General features: G+C 72.0%; 14 protein-coding genes. 7 read left to right on the top strand and 7 right to left on the bottom strand.

Annotated features, from left to right (window positions below; translation table 11 throughout):
• Window positions 1-383: 383 nt before the first annotated feature.
• From OG753_RS19160 to OG753_RS19150, 3 genes are all read right to left on the bottom strand, one after another.
• Window positions 384-2,960: a bifunctional FO biosynthesis protein CofGH gene (locus tag OG753_RS19160; protein WP_405789339.1), complete on the bottom strand. Its 2,577-nt coding sequence runs from the start codon at window positions 2,958-2,960 to the stop codon at window positions 384-386.
• Window positions 2,961-3,011: 51 nt separating this feature from the next.
• The gene (locus tag OG753_RS19155; protein WP_405789338.1) at window positions 3,012-3,794 is read right to left on the bottom strand and encodes an SDR family oxidoreductase; all 783 of its coding nucleotides are present in this window, start codon (window positions 3,792-3,794) and stop codon (window positions 3,012-3,014) included.
• A gap of 141 nt (window positions 3,795-3,935) precedes the next feature.
• A complete protein-coding gene (locus OG753_RS19150) occupies window positions 3,936-4,409 on the bottom strand; it encodes a hypothetical protein (RefSeq protein WP_405789337.1) in 474 nt (157 codons plus the stop codon).
• 299 nt (window positions 4,410-4,708) lie between these two features.
• Here OG753_RS19150 and OG753_RS19145 point away from each other — a divergent pair, with 299 nt between their 5' ends.
• From OG753_RS19145 to OG753_RS19135, 3 genes are all read left to right on the top strand, one after another.
• Complete coding sequence (locus OG753_RS19145; protein ID WP_327262977.1) at window positions 4,709-6,049, top strand: diacylglycerol kinase family protein; 1,341 nt, start codon at window positions 4,709-4,711, stop codon at window positions 6,047-6,049.
• Between the two features lie 159 nt (window positions 6,050-6,208).
• The gene (locus tag OG753_RS19140; protein ID WP_327262976.1) at window positions 6,209-6,451 is read left to right on the top strand and encodes an amphi-Trp domain-containing protein; all 243 of its coding nucleotides are present in this window, start codon (window positions 6,209-6,211) and stop codon (window positions 6,449-6,451) included.
• A gap of 2 nt (window positions 6,452-6,453) precedes the next feature.
• Entirely contained in the window at window positions 6,454-6,984 is a 531-nt protein-coding gene (locus OG753_RS19135) for a hypothetical protein (protein ID WP_405792719.1), read from the top strand.
• On the opposite strand, the gene OG753_RS19130 is transcribed toward OG753_RS19135, so the two are convergent.
• Window positions 6,962-8,200, bottom strand: coding sequence for a PLP-dependent aminotransferase family protein (locus OG753_RS19130; protein WP_405789334.1), 1,239 nt, complete (start codon window positions 8,198-8,200; stop codon window positions 6,962-6,964). The two genes, OG753_RS19135 and OG753_RS19130, sit on opposite strands and share 23 nt — an antisense overlap.
• A 153-nt stretch (window positions 8,201-8,353) precedes the next feature.
• Here OG753_RS19130 and OG753_RS19125 point away from each other — a divergent pair, with 153 nt between their 5' ends.
• The gene (locus OG753_RS19125) at window positions 8,354-9,247 is read left to right on the top strand and encodes a hypothetical protein (RefSeq protein WP_405789333.1); all 894 of its coding nucleotides are present in this window, start codon (window positions 8,354-8,356) and stop codon (window positions 9,245-9,247) included.
• 202 nt (window positions 9,248-9,449) lie between these two features.
• Here the strand turns inward: OG753_RS19125 and OG753_RS19120 are convergent, their stop codons facing one another.
• From OG753_RS19120 to OG753_RS19110, 3 genes are all read right to left on the bottom strand, one after another.
• Window positions 9,450-9,659, bottom strand: coding sequence for a DUF397 domain-containing protein (locus OG753_RS19120; RefSeq protein ID WP_030706854.1), 210 nt, complete (start codon window positions 9,657-9,659; stop codon window positions 9,450-9,452).
• 220 nt (window positions 9,660-9,879) lie between these two features.
• On the bottom strand, window positions 9,880-10,764 hold the full coding sequence (locus OG753_RS19115) for a helix-turn-helix transcriptional regulator (RefSeq protein WP_327262973.1): 885 nt from the start codon (window positions 10,762-10,764) through the stop codon (window positions 9,880-9,882).
• 305 nt (window positions 10,765-11,069) lie between these two features.
• A complete protein-coding gene (locus OG753_RS19110; protein ID WP_030390041.1) occupies window positions 11,070-11,804 on the bottom strand; it encodes a GPP34 family phosphoprotein in 735 nt (244 codons plus the stop codon).
• A gap of 459 nt (window positions 11,805-12,263) precedes the next feature.
• Between OG753_RS19110 and OG753_RS19105 the strand changes: the two genes are divergently transcribed.
• The 3 genes from OG753_RS19105 to OG753_RS19095 all read left to right on the top strand — a co-directional run bounded on the left by OG753_RS19105 (window position 12,264) and on the right by OG753_RS19095 (window position 17,208).
• Entirely contained in the window at window positions 12,264-14,723 is a 2,460-nt protein-coding gene (locus tag OG753_RS19105; RefSeq protein ID WP_405789331.1) for a hypothetical protein, read from the top strand.
• Window positions 14,724-14,827: 104 nt separating this feature from the next.
• Window positions 14,828-16,846 carry an MFS transporter gene (locus tag OG753_RS19100; RefSeq protein ID WP_405789330.1) on the top strand — a complete coding sequence of 673 codons (2,019 nt, stop codon included), beginning with the start codon at window positions 14,828-14,830 and terminating at the stop codon, window positions 16,844-16,846.
• Between the two features lie 158 nt (window positions 16,847-17,004).
• Window positions 17,005-17,208 (top strand): hypothetical protein, encoded by a 204-nt coding sequence (locus OG753_RS19095; protein ID WP_327262970.1) that lies wholly within the window; start codon window positions 17,005-17,007, stop codon window positions 17,206-17,208.
• Window positions 17,209-17,261 lie beyond the last annotated feature (53 nt).

Here is a 17,261-nt window from a genome sequence, read left to right as displayed (position 1 = left end):
GGCCCGGGGCGGTGGCCGCCGGAACGGGGCCCGGGGCGGTGGCCGCCGGGGCGGGGCCCGCGCCGCCGCCCGTGTCGTTCGTACCGTTCACTGCGTCCATCCCCGGCACCGCGCCCCCCGCTGACCAGCCCACTCGATGCCCGGCGTCCCTACCCGTACCCGCCGCGCACGCGAATCCGCACTGTAGTGGACAGGTTCGATCGAATCCGGAACTGGTTCGCCAAGAGGCCGGTAAGTGGGCGGAGATCGACCAGAATGCGAACACTTCCGGCCGCGGCCTGGCCGATGGCGCGTTTTGCCACCTGTGGACCTCCTCGTCGGCTGATCCCGGGCAGGGGCCGCCACGGAGGGGAGCCGGGCCGTTGGCACCCCTCCGTTCGCGTTCAGTCCAGTACGGGCAGCAGCTCCGGCAGGTGCCCGTCGGAGGCGCGGGCCGCGGCCTGCCGCTCCTGCGGCACCTCCCCGTACAGCGTCGTACGGGCCTTCGAGGGACGCCCGGCCGCCTCCGCGACGGCGATCAGGTCCTGCACCGACTTGTACGAGCCGTAACTCGACCCGGCCATCCGCGAGATGGTCTCCTCCATCAGCGTCCCGCCCAGGTCGTTCGCCCCGGACCGGAGCATCTCGGCGGCGCCCTCCGCGCCCAGCTTCACCCAACTGGTCTGGATGTTGGGAATGTGCGGGTGCAGCAGGATCCGGGCCATCGCCGTCACCGCCCGGTTGTCGCGGACCGTCGGACCCGGCCGCGCGATGCCCGCCAGGTACACGGGCGCGTTGGTGTGGATGAACGGCAGGGTCACGAACTCCGTGAAACCACCGGTCTGCTGCTGGATCCGGGCCAGCGTGCGGAAGTGGCCGAGCCAGTGCCGCGGCTGGTCCACGTGCCCGTACATCATCGTGGACGAGGAGCGGATTCCGAGCTCGTGCGCAGTGGTGATCACATCGATCCAGTCCGCCGTGGGCAGCTTGCCCTTGGTCAGGACCCAGCGGACCTCGTCGTCCAGGATCTCCGCCGCCGTGCCCGGGATCGAGTCCAGTCCCGCTTCCTTGGCCGCGGTCAGCCAGTCCCGTACGGACATCCCCGTGCGGGTGGCCCCGTTGACCACCTCCATCGGCGAGAAGGCGTGCACGTGCATGCCGGGGACCCGCTGCTTCACCGCGCGCGCGATGTCGAAGTACGCCGTCCCGGGCAGGTCCGGATGGATGCCGCCCTGCATGCACACCTCGACCGCGCCCACGTCCCAGGCCTGGGCGGCCCGGTCGGCGACCTGGTCGAGGGAGAGGGTGTAGGCGTCGGCGTCCGTGCGGCGCTGCGCGAAGGCGCAGAAGCGGCAGCCGGTGTAGCAGACGTTGGTGAAGTTGATGTTCCGCGTGACGATGTAGGTGACCTCGTCGCCGACCACCGACCTGCGCAGGTCGTCGGCGATCCGGCACAGGGCGTCGAGGGCCGGCCCGTCCGCGTGCAGCAGGGCGAGGGCCTGCGCGTCCGTCAGCCTCGTCGGGTCGTCGGCGGCCTGCGCGAGGGCGCCCCGTACGTCGGTGTCGATGCGCTCGGCCACCATCCCGGGCGCGGCCGCCTCGCGCAGCGCCTCCCAGTCGCCGTACACGTCGTCGAAGTCGTCGCGGCGGTCACCGGTGCGGCCCTCGGTGTCGATGGTGGCGTGCAGGTCCGTGCGCCCGTACGCCGTGAAGCCCTCGTCCGGCTCCTGCCACGGCCGGCCCTCGACCGCGGCGCCCTCGTCGGCCAGCCCGGTCCCGGCATCGGCCAGCGCCCGTACGTGCGGCAGCAGCCGGGGGTCCAGCCAGGGCTCGCCGCGCTGCAGGAACTCCGGGTAGATGGTGAGGCGTTCGCGCAGCTCGAAGCCGGCGGCAGCGGTCCGCTCGGCCAGCTCCTCGATGTGCGGCCAGGGACGCTCGGGATTGACGTGGTCGGGGGTCAGCGGCGAGACCCCGCCCCAGTCGTCGATGCCGGCGCCGATGAGCAGTGCGTACTCGGCATCGACCAGGTTCGGCGGGGCCTGGATCCGCGCGCTCGGGCCCAGGATGTGCCGGGCGACGGCGATGGCGGCGGCCAGCTCCTCCAGCTCCGCGTCCGGCATGCCGCGCATCGCGGTGTCCGGCTTGGCGCGGAAGTTCTGGACGATGACCTCCTGGATGCCGTGGTAGCTGCGCTGGATCCGGCGCAGCTCGAAGAAGGCCTCGGCCCGCTCCCCGTAGGACTCGCCGATGCCGATGAGGACACCGGTGGTGAAGGGGACGTTGGAACGTCCGGCGTCCTCCAGCACCCGCAGCCGCACGGCCGGATCCTTGTCGGGGGAGCCGTGGTGGGGGCCACCGGGCTCGGACCACAGGCGGGTGGCGGTGGTCTCCAGCATCATGCCCATGCTCGGCGCGACCGGCTTGAGGCGCTGGAGGTCGGACCAGGACATGACGCCCGGGTTGAGGTGCGGCAGCAGGCCGGTCTCCTCCAGGACGCGGATCGCCATGGCGCGCACGTAGGCGAGGGTGTCGTCGTAGCCGTGCGCGTCGAGCCACTCGCGGGCCTCGGGCCAGCGGTCCTCGGGGCGGTCGCCGAGGGTGAAGAGCGCTTCCTTGCAGCCCATCGCGGCGCCCTGGCGGGCGATGTCGAGGACCTCGTCGGGGGAGAGGTACATCCCGTGGCCGCTCTTGCGCAGCTTTCCGGGGACGGTGACGAAGGTGCAGTAGTGGCACCTGTCGCGGCAGAGGCGGGTGAGGGGGATGAAGACCTTGCGGGAGTACGTGATGACGCCGGGCCGCCCGGCGGCGGCGAGCCCGGCGTCCCTCACCCGTGCGGCGGAGGCGGCGAGGTCCCTCAGGTCCTCGCCGCGCGCCTGGAGGAGTACGGCCGCCTCGGTCGCGTCGAGCGCGACGCCGTCGCGGGCCCGCCGGAGCGCGCGGCGCATCGCGTTTTCGGTCGGAGCGTCACTCGGAGTGGTCATGGGCCGAGCATACGATCCGACGTTCCGGCGGTGGGGCGGCTGTGAAGTGGCTCATCTCATCAACTCACCCGCGTTGACCAGCAGCGACTGGCCGGTTATCGCCCGGGCCCGGTCCGAGGCGAGGAACACGGCGGAGTCCGCGACGTCCCCGTCGGTGGCGAGGTCCGGCAGCGCCATCCGCTCGGTGAGGCGGGCGTGCACCTCGGCCTCCGGGACGCCCTCGGTGTGGGCGGTGAAGGTGACGAAGGCCTGGACGGGCGGGCCCCACATCCAGCCGGGCAGCACGGTGTTGACGCGGATCCGGTGCGGACCGAGCTCGCGGGCCATGGAGTACATGGCGGAGGTCAGCGCCCCCTTGGAGGCGGCGTAGGCGGCCTGCTGCACCTCGTTCGGCGCGGCGACCGCGGACTGCGTCCCCACGATCACCACGGCCCCGCCCCGCTCCTTGAGGCCGGGCAGGCAGGCCCGGGTCATGCGCAGGGTGCCCAGCAGGTTGACGTCGATGATCTGCTGCCAGGTCCCGAAGTCGGCGTCCTCCAGACCCCCGAAGTACGAGTCCCAGGCGGCGACGTGCACGACGGCGTCGATCCGGCCGAAACGCTCGCGCGCGAGCGAGGCGAGGGCCTCGCACTGCGCCTCGTCGGTGATGTCGGTGGCCAGGTGGGCGGTGCGGGTCCCCTCGGGGTCGATCTCGGCGGCGGACTTGGCGAGATTCGCCTCGGTCCGCGCCCCGAGCACGGCGTTCCCCCCGTCCCGCACGACGGCGGCGGCCACCTGATGCCCGAGCCCGGCCCCTACGCCGGAGACGATGACGGTCTTCCCTTGCAGCAACACGACGGACCTCCGGGACGCGACACATCTGACGGCCCGTCAGGCTACGGTGCGGGCGCCCCGGTGTGAAGAGCCATGACGCGCGGCGCCCGCTCACGCCCTTTCTCCGGATCCGGCGAGCAGCGGCCGAGGAGATCGGGCGGCTCAGCCCGCAAGGTCGTCGCGAAACGGAGCCATCCCGGGCCCCCGGTCGAAGCAGGACTTCCGGCGTGACCGGTCGAAGCCTGCCGGGATTCCACAGGGAGGAGTGTTCGGATTTTGGTGGACCCACCCGTCGATTGCCGGCGCTGCCACCTCCGCCTGGTGGTCGGCACCGGGATAGGCGAAGGAATCGATGACGACGAGGGGGTGTCCTCCGGCATTGCGCGAAAGCTCTGCGGCGTGGAGCGGAAGTCCGTACGCAAGCCGTGCGGCGTCCTTCCGGTGGATGTGGCCTGCCGGAAGGCGCAAGTGCAGACGTTGGTCCCTCTGGATGGCTCTCGACGGCGCGGACCCGGACTCTTCCGTGTGCGCCGAAACATCGGCGGCGAGGCCGATCCCGCCCTGCACGACGCTGTACTTGCAGCGCATGCCGCTTTCAGGGATCGGCCTGGAACGCAGCGCAACCTGCCGCTTCACGTGCTCACCTTCGCATGGCGGGGCGGGCGGGCGGAATCTACTGTTCAGTGGCGCGCACATCCCGCCATGCGAGTACGCGGTGCGGGGTCATCGGCCTGGTCCGGCCTGGTCCGGCCCGGTCCGGTGTGGTCGAGCCGGGCTGCGTTGCAGCGGCAATCACGCCTCTCCCCGGCCACGACCACGGCCCCGTCCCCGCCCCGGACCCTTCCGCGTCGACGGCCGATGTCGTTCGGGGGATCATCGGAGATGACCACAGCCTCGTGGTGAGGATTCACGGCACGAGCCTAGGACGTGAGGCCATGTCACTCCCGCACCCTTCCGGCCCGCCCCGGCACGCGCGGCTGTGGGCCCTGCTGGCCGTGGTGTGCGCGCTGCTCGCCGCGGCGACCCTGGTGGCCGAGGGCATCATCGGCGGGCTGCTCGTCCTCGTCGTCGGCGTGGCCGGGGCCGCGCTCACCGCCATGGGGACCTGGTGGGTGGTGTCCCATCGCGGTGCGGTGCGGCTGGCCGGGACGCTGCTGATGGTGGGCGCGCCGGTGGCGATCCTGCTCATCTACGCCCGGGCGGACCTCTGGCCCATCGCGCTGCTCGCCATCGCACTGTGGGCAGCCGCCGTGGCGTGTGCGCGGAGCGCGCTGCGTGCGGTGCGCAGACCCGACGGCATGCGGGCGGTCGCGCGCGACGCCCCCCGGCATCCGGTGCTGATCATGAATCCGAAGTCCGGCGGCGGGAAGGTCGGCCGCTTCGGCCTGGTCGAGAAGAGCGAAGCGCTCGGCGCCCGCGTGGTGCTGCTGGACACCGAGGTCGTCACGGACGTCGCCGCCATCGCCCGGCAGGCGGTGGCCGACGGGGCGGACCTGCTCGGGGTGGCGGGCGGCGACGGCACGCAGGCCCGGGTGGCCGCGGTGGCGGCCGAACACGACCTGCCGTTCCTCGTCATCTCCGCGGGCACCAGGAACCACTTCGCCATGGACCTCGGACTGGACCGTGAGGACCCGGCCCGGTGCCTGGACGCGCTGGCCGACGGGGAGGAGCTCAGGGTCGACCTGGGGTTCGTGGGCGGCCAGGCCTTCGTCAACACGGCCTCCTTCGGCGTCTACGCCGAGATCGTGCAGCGGCCGGAGTACCGGGACGCCAAGGCGGACTCGGCGCTGGCCGCGCTGCCCGACCTCCTGCTCGGATACGCCGGCACCACCCTCGACGCGGTCACCGACGAGACGCGTCTGGAGGCCCAGCAGGCACTGCTGGTCAGCAACAATCCGTACTCCTCCCCCGAACCGATGGGCGCCCGCAGGTCCCGGCTCGACCTCGGCGTGCTGGGTGTCGTCGGGATCCGGGTGAACAACGCGGCCCAGGCCGCCGACGTCGCGCTCCGCGGGGCGCGGGCGGCGGGCCTCCACGTGCTGGCCTCCCGCCAGGTCGTCGTCCGATCGGACGCGGAGCGCATCGCGGTCGCCGTGGACGGCGAGGCCCTGACCATGCCCACGCCCGTGACCTGCACCGTCCGCCCGGGTGCGCTGCGCGTACTGGTGCCCAGGCTCCGCCCGGGCGCCCCGGCGGCCGCTCCGCCCATGGAGTGGAACGAGGTCCTCGCGCTGGCCTTCAACCGGACCGGGCCGGGCCCGTCACCGTCCGGCTGAAGCCCCGGCGGGGTCCGGGGCCCGGGATGCCCGACCCGCCGTGCGGCGTCACAATGAGCCTTACCCGGCGTTCGCGTCGTGCCGCGGCGGTCCCGTCGTTCGCGTCGCACCCGTCGTCCCGGTCGTGCCCGGTGTTCGCAGCGGATTGGAGAGACGTCCGTGAAGGACCTCAAGTTTGAGAAGAAGAGTTCCCTTTCCCGCCTCGAGGCCGCCGATCAGCTCTCCGCACTGGCGGAGGCGCTCCGGCACGGCGGCAACGCCGAACTGGAACTCGGCCCCGGGACGATGAGCCTGCGGGTCCCCGATGAACTCCGCACCGAGATCGAGGTCGAGGTCGGCGACGGGGAGATCGAGATGGAGATCGAACTGAAGTGGTCCACCGCGCAGGCCGAGGCCGCGTGACAGTGCCCGCGGACGGCCCGGGGCCGGGGCCGGGGCAGGCTCCCGGGCAGGTTCCGGAGCCGGAGGCGGGACGCGGCGACTACACCGGCGCCGTCTACGGCTCGCTGCTCGCCGCCTCCGTCGTGGTCGGCGCCGGAACGCTCGGCAAGTTCCCGCGGCTGGAGCTCGTCCTGCTGCTCCTGGGCACCGGTGTGGTGTTCTGGGCCGCGCACGTCTTCGCCCGCCTCTTCGGGGCCCGCATGGTGCACCACCTGAGCTGGGGCGTGGTGCGCCGTACGTCCAGGGAAGAGTTCCCGATCATCAAGGCGGCCGTCCCGCCGGCCGTTGCCGCGGCCGTCGCCCCCTGGCTCGGCCTCGGGCCCCAGGGGATCGCCTGGCTGGCGCTCGCCGTCGCCCTGATCGGACAGGTCGGCTGGGCCACCGTGGCCGCCAGCCGTGCCGGCGCCTCACGCCGCCTGATGCTGCTGGCCGGCGCGATCAACCTGTTCCTCGGGCTGCTCATCGTGCTCCTCAAGGTCGCGCTCCAGCACTGAACCCCCCTGCGTACTCCTTCAGCGCCACGCGCAGACGGCCCACGCCCTCGGTGATTTCGGCAGGGGTGTGCGTCGTGAAGGACAGCCGCAGGGTGCGGGGGTCCGGGGCGTCGGCGAAGAAGGGGGCGCCCGGGACGAAGGCGACGCCGTGCGCGACCGCCGTCTTGAGGAGGGCCGTCGCGTCGTGGCCCTCCGGCAGGCGGGCCCAGAGGAACATGCCGCCCTCGGGCAGGTTCCACGCGCAGTCGGCCGGCAGGGACCGGCTCAGTGCCGTCTGCAGGGCGTCACGGCGCTCGCGGTAGGCCGTGCGGACCGTGGCTATGTGCGCGTCGAGGTCCACCGCCCGGAGGTAGTGCGCCGCGGCCAGCTGGTCCACCGTCGAGGTGTGGAGGTCGGCCGCCTGCTTCGCGACCACCGCGGCCCGCCGCAGCGCCGCCGGCGCGCGGAGCCAGCCCAGGCGCAGCCCGGGGGCCATGACCTTGGAGAAGCTGCCGAGCAGGGCCGTACGGTCCTCCGCCCCCGGGTGCGCGGCGAGCCACGGGACGTCGGAGCCCTCGTAGCGGAGTTCGCCGTACGGGTCGTCCTCCACCAGCCACAGCCCGAGCCGTGCCGCGGTGTCCGCCACCGCCGCCCGGCGGGCGGCCGGGAGGGTGCGTCCGGTCGGGTTCTGGAAGGTGGGGACGGTGTACAGCAGCTTCGGCCGCTCGCGCGCGACGACGTCCGCCAGCGCGTCCGGGAGAATGCCCTCCGCGTCGCAGGGCACGGCCACCACCCGCGCTCCCGCCAGCCCGAAGCACTGCAGCGCCGCGAGGTAGGTGGGGTTCTCGACCAGGACGACGTCACCGGGTTCGATCAGGGTGGCGGCGATGAGGGTGAGGGCCTGCTGGGAGCCCGAGGTGATGAGTACGTCGTCCGGGCCGGTCGGCAGCCCGCGCGCCGTGGCCCGGGCGGCGACGGCCTCGCGGAGCTCGGGTGCGCCCTCGGTGGTCGAGTACTGGAGCGCGCGCCGCGCGGACACCGCGAAGGCGGCGTCGTACGCGGCCCGCAGGCCCTCGGTGTCGAAGAGCTCGGGGGCGGGGAGGCCCCCGGCGAGGGAGATGATCCCGGGCCGTTCGGTGAGCGCGAGGATCTCGCGCACGGGGGACCCCTCCACGGAGGTGGCGCGGGCGGCGAACGCGGGCGGCGGTGCGGCGGCGGCAGGCACGGCAGAGGACACGGGCAGCTCCTTCAGGAGGCGGGTGCGCGCATCGTAGCGAGGGAAAGTTGTAGACGGCACGTATGTATCAAGTGGTGGACCCCGGCGCCCGGTCGAAGCGGATACCCCCGCGACCCCTCCCCATCTGATGCTGCATCAGCTAGACCGTTTCCCATGACGACAGGAGAGCAGGACCGCGACAGCGGCGGCAGCGGCAGCGACCGCGAGCACGACCAGCCCGGCACCCGCGTCGACGACTACGCCGAGCTGGCGGCCGTCGGCCCCTACGGCGTCCGCCCCGGCCACGCGCTGATCACCATGGTGGAGCCGCACCCGGGCCACGAGTACGCGTACAACCGCTGGTACGAGGACGACCACTACTACGCCGGCGCCATGGCCATGCCGTGGATGTACGCGGGCCGTCGCTGGGTGGCCACCCGCGAACTGCAGGAGCTGCGCTACCCCGAGAAGTCGGCCGTCGCCCAGCCCGTCACCGCCGGCTGCTACATATCGACGTACTGGGTCACCGAGGGCCGCTACGACGAGCACATGAAGTGGACCGTCGGCATCAACAAGCGGCTGAACCGCGACGGCCGGGTCTACCAGGACCGCACCCACGTGTTCACGTCCTTCCAGGACCACGCGGCCACCGTCTACCGCGACGGCGCCGCCGGCCCACGGGACTACCACGCCCTGGACCACCCGTACGCCGGCCTCGTCCTCCAGGTCATCGACGCCGACGGCCCCGAGCAGCGGGCCGAGTTGCTGGAGTGGCTGCGCTCGCGCGCCCTGCCGAAGCGGCTGCACGGCGGTCCGGCCGCGATGGTGACGGTCTTCCGGCCCACGCCGCTGCCCGGTGACCGGATGACGTACGTCAAGCAGGTGGAGGGGGTCGACACCCGCCTCACGCTGCTGTGGTTCCTCCAGGAGGACCCCCGGACGTGCTGGGACCGTTTCCTGGGGCTGGACGCGGAGGTCGCGGACGCGGGGCTGGGGCGGGTGGAGCTGGTGGCGCCGTTCGTCCCGACGGTGCCGGGGACCGACCGGTACGTCGATCAGCTGCGCTGAGGGAGCCGACGGCGCGGCGGGCATGGCCGAGCCCCCTCGGCCAAGACGGCGGGTCGGTCGAGAGGGCTCAAGTCAGTGGTGCAGGTGAAGCGGGTGATGCAGGCGGTGCTGGTGGTGCAGAAGCCGGTCCGGCCGGGGGTGGTGCCGGCTGCGGGGCCCGAACGGTAGCGAAGGGGCGGACGGTTGGGGCGCGCCGTGATCTTCAGGCGAGGCGTCCCAGCCGGCCCTCGGTGACGTCGGCGACGAACGAGGTCCAGGAGCCGGGCGCGAAGGTGAGGGACGGTCCGTCCTGCACCTTCGAGTCGCGGACGGCGATGGCCTCCATGACGGGCGACTTGACCTCGACGCAGGCGCCGTTGGCGGAGTAGGAGGACTTGATCCAGTTGTCCGTGGCGCCCTGGCGAATAGCCATGTTTCTCTCCGGTGAGCGAGTAGTTCCGGTGGTTCCGGTGTCCTGTCGGCCAATTTTCCGGCTGACCTGATCGACGCTACCGGCAGCTCCTGACAGGTGAAGGGACCATTCACCCGACCGGGTGGCATATTCCATTCAAGCCTTATGTGGCTGGGGAGTGACGGTGTACCGTACCGACCCGCTCGTCGCCCGCCCGGTGGATCTCGCTCACATCCCGGGCCTAAGCGGTCTTGTCGGCATATTGGTCGATGATCCCCGAGATGAACTCGCGGGTCTGGTCGACGTTGAGGGCCTGCGCACGCAGGTGCTCGTACATCACGCTGTACTTCTGCACGTCGTTGGCCTTCTCCAGGTACAGGTCGCTCGTCACGCCCTCGATGTAGACGACGGTCGAGTCGGACGCGTCCGGGAACTCCAGGATCGCGTACTGGCCGTTGACGCCCGGATGCGCGCCCAGGTCGAAGGGCATCACCTGCACGGTGACGTGCGGCTGCTCCGACTGCTCTATCAAGTACTCGAGCTGCCGGATCATCAGCTGGGCGTCGCCCACCCGGCGGCGCAGCGCGGCCTCGTCGATCACCGCCCACAGGCGCAGCGGTCCCAGATCGGGGTTGTTGTTGTCCGTCTCGGAGAGACGCTTCTGGCGGTGCATGCGGACCTGGACGCGCTTGTCCACGTCGGCAGGGGCGGTCTCCGGCCAGGCGCCGCGAACGAGGGACTGCGCGTACTCCGTGGTCTGGAGCAGCCCCGGGATGACCAGGGGCTCGTACGTGCGCAGGCTGGCGGCGTCCGTCTCCAGGCCGATGTAGACGCTGTACGGGATGTCGCCGAAGGCGTGCCACCAGCCCTGCTGGCGGGAGTCCTTCGCCATCTGCATGAGCGAGTCGATGAGGCGGCGGTCCTCGACCTCGTAGACGTCGCACAGGTCGCGGACGTCGCGCTGGCTGATGGAGCGGCGGCCGTTCTCCAGTCGGCTGATCTTCGACTGGGAGACGAGGAGGCGCTCGGCGACCTGTTCGGCCGTCATGCCCTTGTCCTCGCGGAGCTTGCGCAACTCCATGCCCAGTCGGCGGCGTCGGACGGTGGGATTGACATTGGACGCCACGTGAACGGCACCTCCGCCTTCTTCTGTCGTTGCAGCTGTCTCTCTGCGTATCTGGTCTTGAGCAGACTGCCACCGAAGCGGGCGGTGCCGCTGGGGAACCCCGGAAACACAGACGCGCGGGGTGGCGGGGCCGGCGAACCGGCCCCGCCACCCCGCGCGCTGGTGGCTCCCGGACCGCGTCCTCGCGGACGTCGGTCCTGGCGGTGGCGTTGCGATGAAGCGGTGGACCGATGGATCAGGTGATCCGGGCGATCCGGTGGATCAGGTGATCCGGTGGAACGGGCGATCCGTTGGAACGGGACGGATCAGTGCGCGGCCGCGCGGGCCATCGCGCCCGTCCGGCGCGGCTGCAGCGGGACGCTGCTCGCCGTGGCCCGGGCCGGCGGTGCGGGTGCGCGGTCACGGCGTGGCTGTGCGGCCACACCGTTCTGGACGTCCATCACGGCATGCGCCACGAGTCCGCCCATCGGGTCGTGCCGGATCAGATCCCGCAGCCGGGACCTGGACGACCGCCCCTCGTTGCCGGGGTACAGGTGCTTGCCGAGTCCGACCGCGTGGGCCAGTGCGGCAAGCGCCGCGGTCCGCGGGTCCGGCGGTACGCCGGTGCGGATCGCACTGTCGAGCCGGGCTCGGATCTCCCGGCTGATCTCCGTGTCCGTCGCTTGGTAGCGAGTCGTCGGCAACACTCCGCACATCTGTCCTGCGACGGCATGAACCATGCCGCAGCGCTCCAGATGAGCGAGGTAAATCTGGCGGAGCCCCAGCCGGGGTCCGCCGATCCAGTGGACGGCCCGAACCGGGCTGCCGCGCCTGCGCAGCAGTTCCAGTGCGGAGTCCAGAGTCGGATCTCCTGTCGGCCGTGGCATCACCACGGCGATACGATCCCCATCAGGGGCTATCCGTCCTGCCAGAGCCAGCTCCACTAGCTGTGCCCCGGCCAGGCCGAGGTCGAGCGACTGCGGCTGCGCCGTGGTACCCGTGGCCGGGTCCAAGGCGAGCAGCAGAAGCTCCTCCGGAATTGTTCTGCGGCTCCTGCCCATCCATGCCTCCCCGCGTGGATGAGTGACAGGGTGACGCCTCTCACATTCATCTGTCGAGAGCGCGTGGCCGCTTTGTGGGGGAACCCGCAGCTATGTCGTTCTCGTCTGGCACGGGGGCGATGCTCCCTAGACGGGACACTGTTAGACATTCGGACAGCCGGACGTGGCGGCGATGGAGGAGGCACGGTGGCGGGCGAGTCCCCCGACAAGTCGGTAGATGAAGGAGCGCCGGGGGCGGCGGAGTCGTCCGCGGAGCGTGACCCGAGGCTGTCGGTGTTCCGGCCGCGGGATCCCGAGGGCGGCGCGGCAGCCGCTCGTGCCGGTTCCGGTGCGGGTGCCGGTTCCGGTGCTGTGGCTGGTGTCGACGTTGAGGCCAAGGCCGAAGCCGAGGCTGAGGCCGAGCCCGAGGTCGCAGTCGAGCCCGAGGGTGAAGTCGAGCCTGCGGCCGAAGCCACGGCTGTGGCTGAGCCCGAGCCCGAGCCCGAGCCCGAGGCTGAGGCTGACGCTGAAGCCGGGCGCGAGGCCGGCGGGCGGGATGCGCTGCGCGATGCGGTGGCGGCTTGGGTCGCTTCTGCCGACGGCGCCGAAGACACGCAGGGCGAAGCCGAGGGTTCCGCTTCGGTGGACGCCGAGGTGGACGCAGGCGAGGCCGACGCCTCCGGGTCCGGCGCGCCGGATGCCCGCACCGAAGCGGCGGACTCCGAATCCACCTCCGAATCCACCTCCGATTCCGCTGCCGATTTGGGTTCCGCTTCTGGTTCCGATGCCGCCCCGGCCCCGGTCGTCGAAGCGAACCCCGCCGAAGCCGGGCCTGCGGCCGCGAAGCCCGCGGACCGTGAGCGCACCGCTGTCTTCCGTGCAGTGAAGCCTGCCGAGGCGAAGCCGGCGGCCGAGAAGCCGAAGGCCGACGAGCCCGCGGACAGTGAGCGCACTGCCGTCTTCCGTGCGGTGAAGCTGGATTCCGCTTCGACCCCCGCCCCGGGGCCGGGGCCGAAGCCCGCCGAAGCCGGGCCCGCGGCCGGGAAGTCGGAGGACAGCGAGCGCACTGCCGTCTTCCGTGCCGTGAAGCCTGCTTCCGGTTCCGGTTCCGCCTCCGCTTCCACCCCGGCCCCGGCCAAGCCCGCTGCCGGGACCGACGAGCCCGCGGACAGCGAGCGCACCGCCGTCTTCCGTGCCGTGAAGCCCGCTTCGGCTCCCGCTCAGGCCGATGAGGCGAAGCCCGCCGCCGGGGCCGACAAGCCCGCGGACAGCGAGCGCACCGCCGTCTTCCGTGTCCCGAAGGTGGATGCGCTCAAGGCGGAGACCCCGAAGCCGGCCGCCGCCAAGCCGGCCACGGCCAAGCCCGCCACCGCGAAGCCGTCCCTGGCGAAGCCGGCGGAGGCCAGGTTCACGCCGACCACCCCGGCCAAGCCGGCGACCCCTGCCAAGCCCACCGAGTCCAGGCCCGCCGAGTCCAGGCCCGCCGAGTCCAGGCCCGCGGCCGAGGCGCCCAAGGGCAGCACCTTCGTGCCGCTGCGCCCGGAGGGCATCGCGCCGACGCCCGCCGCCGGGCAGCTGCCCAAGCCCCCGCTCCCCGCCTCGCGTTTCGACCGGATCGACCAGGCCGAGCGGACCACGCAGCAGCCGCTGCCGCCCAAGCCGCCGCTCGACATGCTGGCGGACCTGACGAACAACCCGCCTCCGCCGCCGAGCCCCATCCGCACCGCCGTCCGGCGGTTCAAGATCTACGCGCCGCTCGTCGCGCTCCTGGCGATCATCCTCGCCGTCGTGCAGCTCGTACGCCCGCTGCCCGAGCCGACGCTCGTGATGACCGCGAAGTCCTCGTACACCTTCGACGGCACCAAGCCCCAGCTGCCCTGGCCCTCCGAGGGCCAGGCGTACATGGCGGCCGCCGGCCTCGGCACGCTCGGCCAGTCCGGCGAGCAGAAGCCGGTGCCGATCGCGAGCGTCACCAAGTCGATGACGGCGTACATCATCCTGCGCGACCACCCGATCAAGAAGGGTGAGCAGGGCCAGATGATCGACGTCGACAAGACGGCCGAGACCGAGGGCAAGAAGAACGACTCGGTCAACAACGAGTCCACCCTCGACACGGTCAAGGAGGGCGACAAGATCTCCGAGTACGACGCGATCGCCGCCCTCATGATCCCGTCGGCCAACAACATCGCGCGGCTGCTCGCGCGCTGGGACTCCGGTTCGCAGGAGGCGTTCGTCAAGAAGATGAACGACACCGCCAAGGAACTCGGCATGACCAACACCACGTACACGGACCCCTCGGGCCTGGACGCGACCACGGTCAGCACCGCCGAGGACCAGGTGAAGCTGGGCCTGAAGCTCGTCGAGATCGAGACGCTGCTGGACATCACCAAGAAGCCGAGCTGGGTCGACCCGTCGGGCAAGAACTGGCCGAACTGGAACCGCCTGGTCCCGTACAACGACTCGCTCGGCATCAAGACCGGTACGACGACCAAGGCGGGCGGAAACCTCCTCTTCGCCGCGCAGAAGAAGGTCGGCAACACCAATCAGCTGATCGTCGGAGCGGTCCTCGGACAGCACAAGGCGCCGATCATCGACACCGTCATTGCCGCGAGCAAGCAGCTGATGCTCGGGACCCAGAAGGCGCTCCAAGGCGCGACGGTCGTGAAGAAGGGCGACGTCGTGGGCTACGTCGACGACGGGCTCGGCGGCCGGACGCCCGTAGTCGCCACCGCCGACGTGCAGGCGGTCGGCTGGGCCTCGCTGACCGTCGACGTCAAGCTCTCGAACGGCGGCGGCACGGTGCCGCAGACCGCGACGGCCGGCACCGAGGTCGGCGTGCTGACCGTCGGCGAGGGCGCCAGCCAGGTCAAGGTGCCGGTGGCGCTGCAGGACGACCTCGCGGCGCCGGGAATCGGCAGCAAGCTGACGCGCGTCGGCTGACATCCGGTGAGAGCGTGGATCCGGCGCCCCGGGCAACCTCGGGGCGCCGGGCCGCGTCTTGGCCCGCGGGAAGTGTGGACTCATGTGTGTTGGGGAGTGCGGCAGTGACCACCGCTGAGCAGCAGGGCCGACGCGGGGAAGCCGTCCCGCCGGGCTCCGGCAACGGCGGCGCCTCCGGGGTGTCCGCACCTCCGGGGCCTGCGACGCCGTCCGCGACCACCCTTGCCGTGCCCGTCTCCGCCGTCTCCGTGCCCGCTTCCGCCTCCGCTTCCGCCTCCGCTTCCGCCTCCGCTTCCGCGTCCGCCGCGTCCTCCGCATCCGCCTCCGCCGGGCCCGGCCGCACCAGGCCGTCCCGCGCCCTCGACCCGCTCCGCCGCCACCCCGTGGCCGTCGCCACCGTCCTCGCCGGGCTGCTGCACGTCGTCTGGTTCTTCAGCTTCGCCAACAGCGGCGGTGACCTCGCCGCCCAGGACGCCTGGGCCGAGTTCGTCGGCCGCCATCCCGACTCGGCGTACAACCTCGCCTGGTACGGGGGCATGCACCCCGTCTCGTACAGCGTGGTCTCGCCGTACCTCATGCACATGCTCGGCGTCCGGACCACGATGATGATCGCCGGGACCGTCTCGGCCGGGCTGCTCGCGCTGATCCTGACCCGCTGCCGCGGTGCCGTGCGCGAGCCCCTGTGGCCCGCCCTGGCCGGGGTCTACGGGCTGCTCTGCAACGCCCTCTCGGGCCGCGTCACCTTCGGCCTCGGCGTGATGTTCGCGCTCGGTGCCGTCGCCGCCGTCTTCTGCTGGCCCCGCAAGTGGGCGGAGCGGCGCTGGGCCAAGGCCGCGGTGGCGGCCCCGCTGGCCGGCCTCGCGACCGCCGCCAGCCCGGTCGCCGGCCTTTTCCTCGGGGTGATCGCGGCCGCGCTGTTCCTGAGCCGGCGGCGCCCGGGTGCGTACGCGCTGGGGCTGGCTCCCGTGGCCGTCGTGGGGCTGTCCGCCTGGCTGTTCCCGTTCTCCGGGACGCAGCCGATGAAGCTGGGCTCGGCCGCGCTGCCGTTCGTGTTCGCGCTGCTGATCCTGTTCCTCGTACCGAGGCGGTGGAAGACCGTCCGGATCGCCTCGGCCGTCTACGCCTTCGGGGTCTTCCTCACCTGGGCGATCGACTCCCAGGTCGGCTCGAACGTCACCCGGATGGTGATGCTCTTCGGCGGGGTCGCGCTGCTCGCGGCCCTCCCGTACGAGCTCCCGCGCTCGCGGCGCCGGTACGCGGTGCTGATCGCCTTCATCGGGCTGAACGCCTGGATCACCACCAACAGCATCACGGACATCGTCCGCACCACCCCCATGGCCGCCTGGAGCCGCGAGCTGGCCCCGCTCGTCGACCAGCTGCAGAAGGCGGGCGCCGACCGCGGCCGGGTCGAGGTGGTCCCCGCCAGCAGCCACCGGGAGTCCTCGGCCTTCCCCTCGTACGTGAACCTCGCGCGCGGCTGGAACCGGCAGGCCGACCTGGAGCGCAACCCGCTCTTCTACGACGACACCCTCACCGCCGACAGCTACCGTGCCTGGCTGGACCGCTGGGCCGTGCACTACGTGGTGCTGCCCGCAGACAAACCCGACTCGGGCGGGGAGGACGAGGCGAAGCTGGTGCGCGAGGGGGTCCCGTACCTCCAGCAGGTGTGGGGCGACGCGAACTGGCAGCTCTTCAAGGTCCAGGAGCCCACCGACCTGGTGTCCGGGCCGGCGACGGTGGTGCGGGCGAGCGCCGACCGGCTGGTCGTCGACGTGAAGCGGGCCGGACGGGTGCTGGTCCGGATCCCGCACTCGCCGTGGCTGGGGCTGGTGGACGCGGAGGGCAGGCCGGTGGCGCCGCCGCAGGAGACCTTCGCCTCGAAGGCGCGGGGCGGGAGCGGGGACGGCGGCGCGCTGCGGAAGCAGTACGCGAACACGGCGGGATGCCTGTTCAAGGCCGCTCCGGACGACACCGGGGACGTGTGGACGGAGCTGCTGGCGCCGGCGCCGGGGGAGTACCGGGTGGCGGCGAAGTACCAGCTGCCGCGGGGGACGCCCTGCCCGGAGGACCTGGTGCACCAGACGCTGGGCCAGCCGAACCGTCCGGCTCCGCCGCGTCCGTGATCCAGGATCCGGCCGGACTCCGTGACCGGACTCCTGACCGGTTCTTGATCGGCTCTTGATCGGAATTCTTTGCACATCGGTCCGGGTGCGATGGCCCGTATATGTGCATACGATCCGAGTAGTCCGATTGGGTGCTTCCCGAAGGAGTTGACGACGGGATGAACAAAGAGCAGAAGCGGGACGTCCGGGCGGCCATCGCGAAGGCGCAGGAGCAGGCGCAACCGCCGCGCTCTGCGGGTCACGGCTTCGACGGTCCGGTACGGAGCAAGGTCAAGGGCGGGCTGCACACGAAGGCCGCGCTCAAGCGGGCCGGCACTCCCCAGGGGGACCGCATCGGCGAACGCAGCAGTGGCCTGAGCTGACCTGAGCTGACCGTGATGGCACAGCCCTTCCGGCGCGGCCGGAAGGGCTTCGT

This window comes from Streptomyces sp. NBC_00029, from assembly GCF_045160505.1.
Classification (GTDB): domain Bacteria; phylum Actinomycetota; class Actinomycetes; order Streptomycetales; family Streptomycetaceae; genus Streptomyces.
The sequence above is the reverse complement of the archived record's forward strand: the minus strand, read 5'-3'. Positions and strand labels throughout refer to the sequence as shown.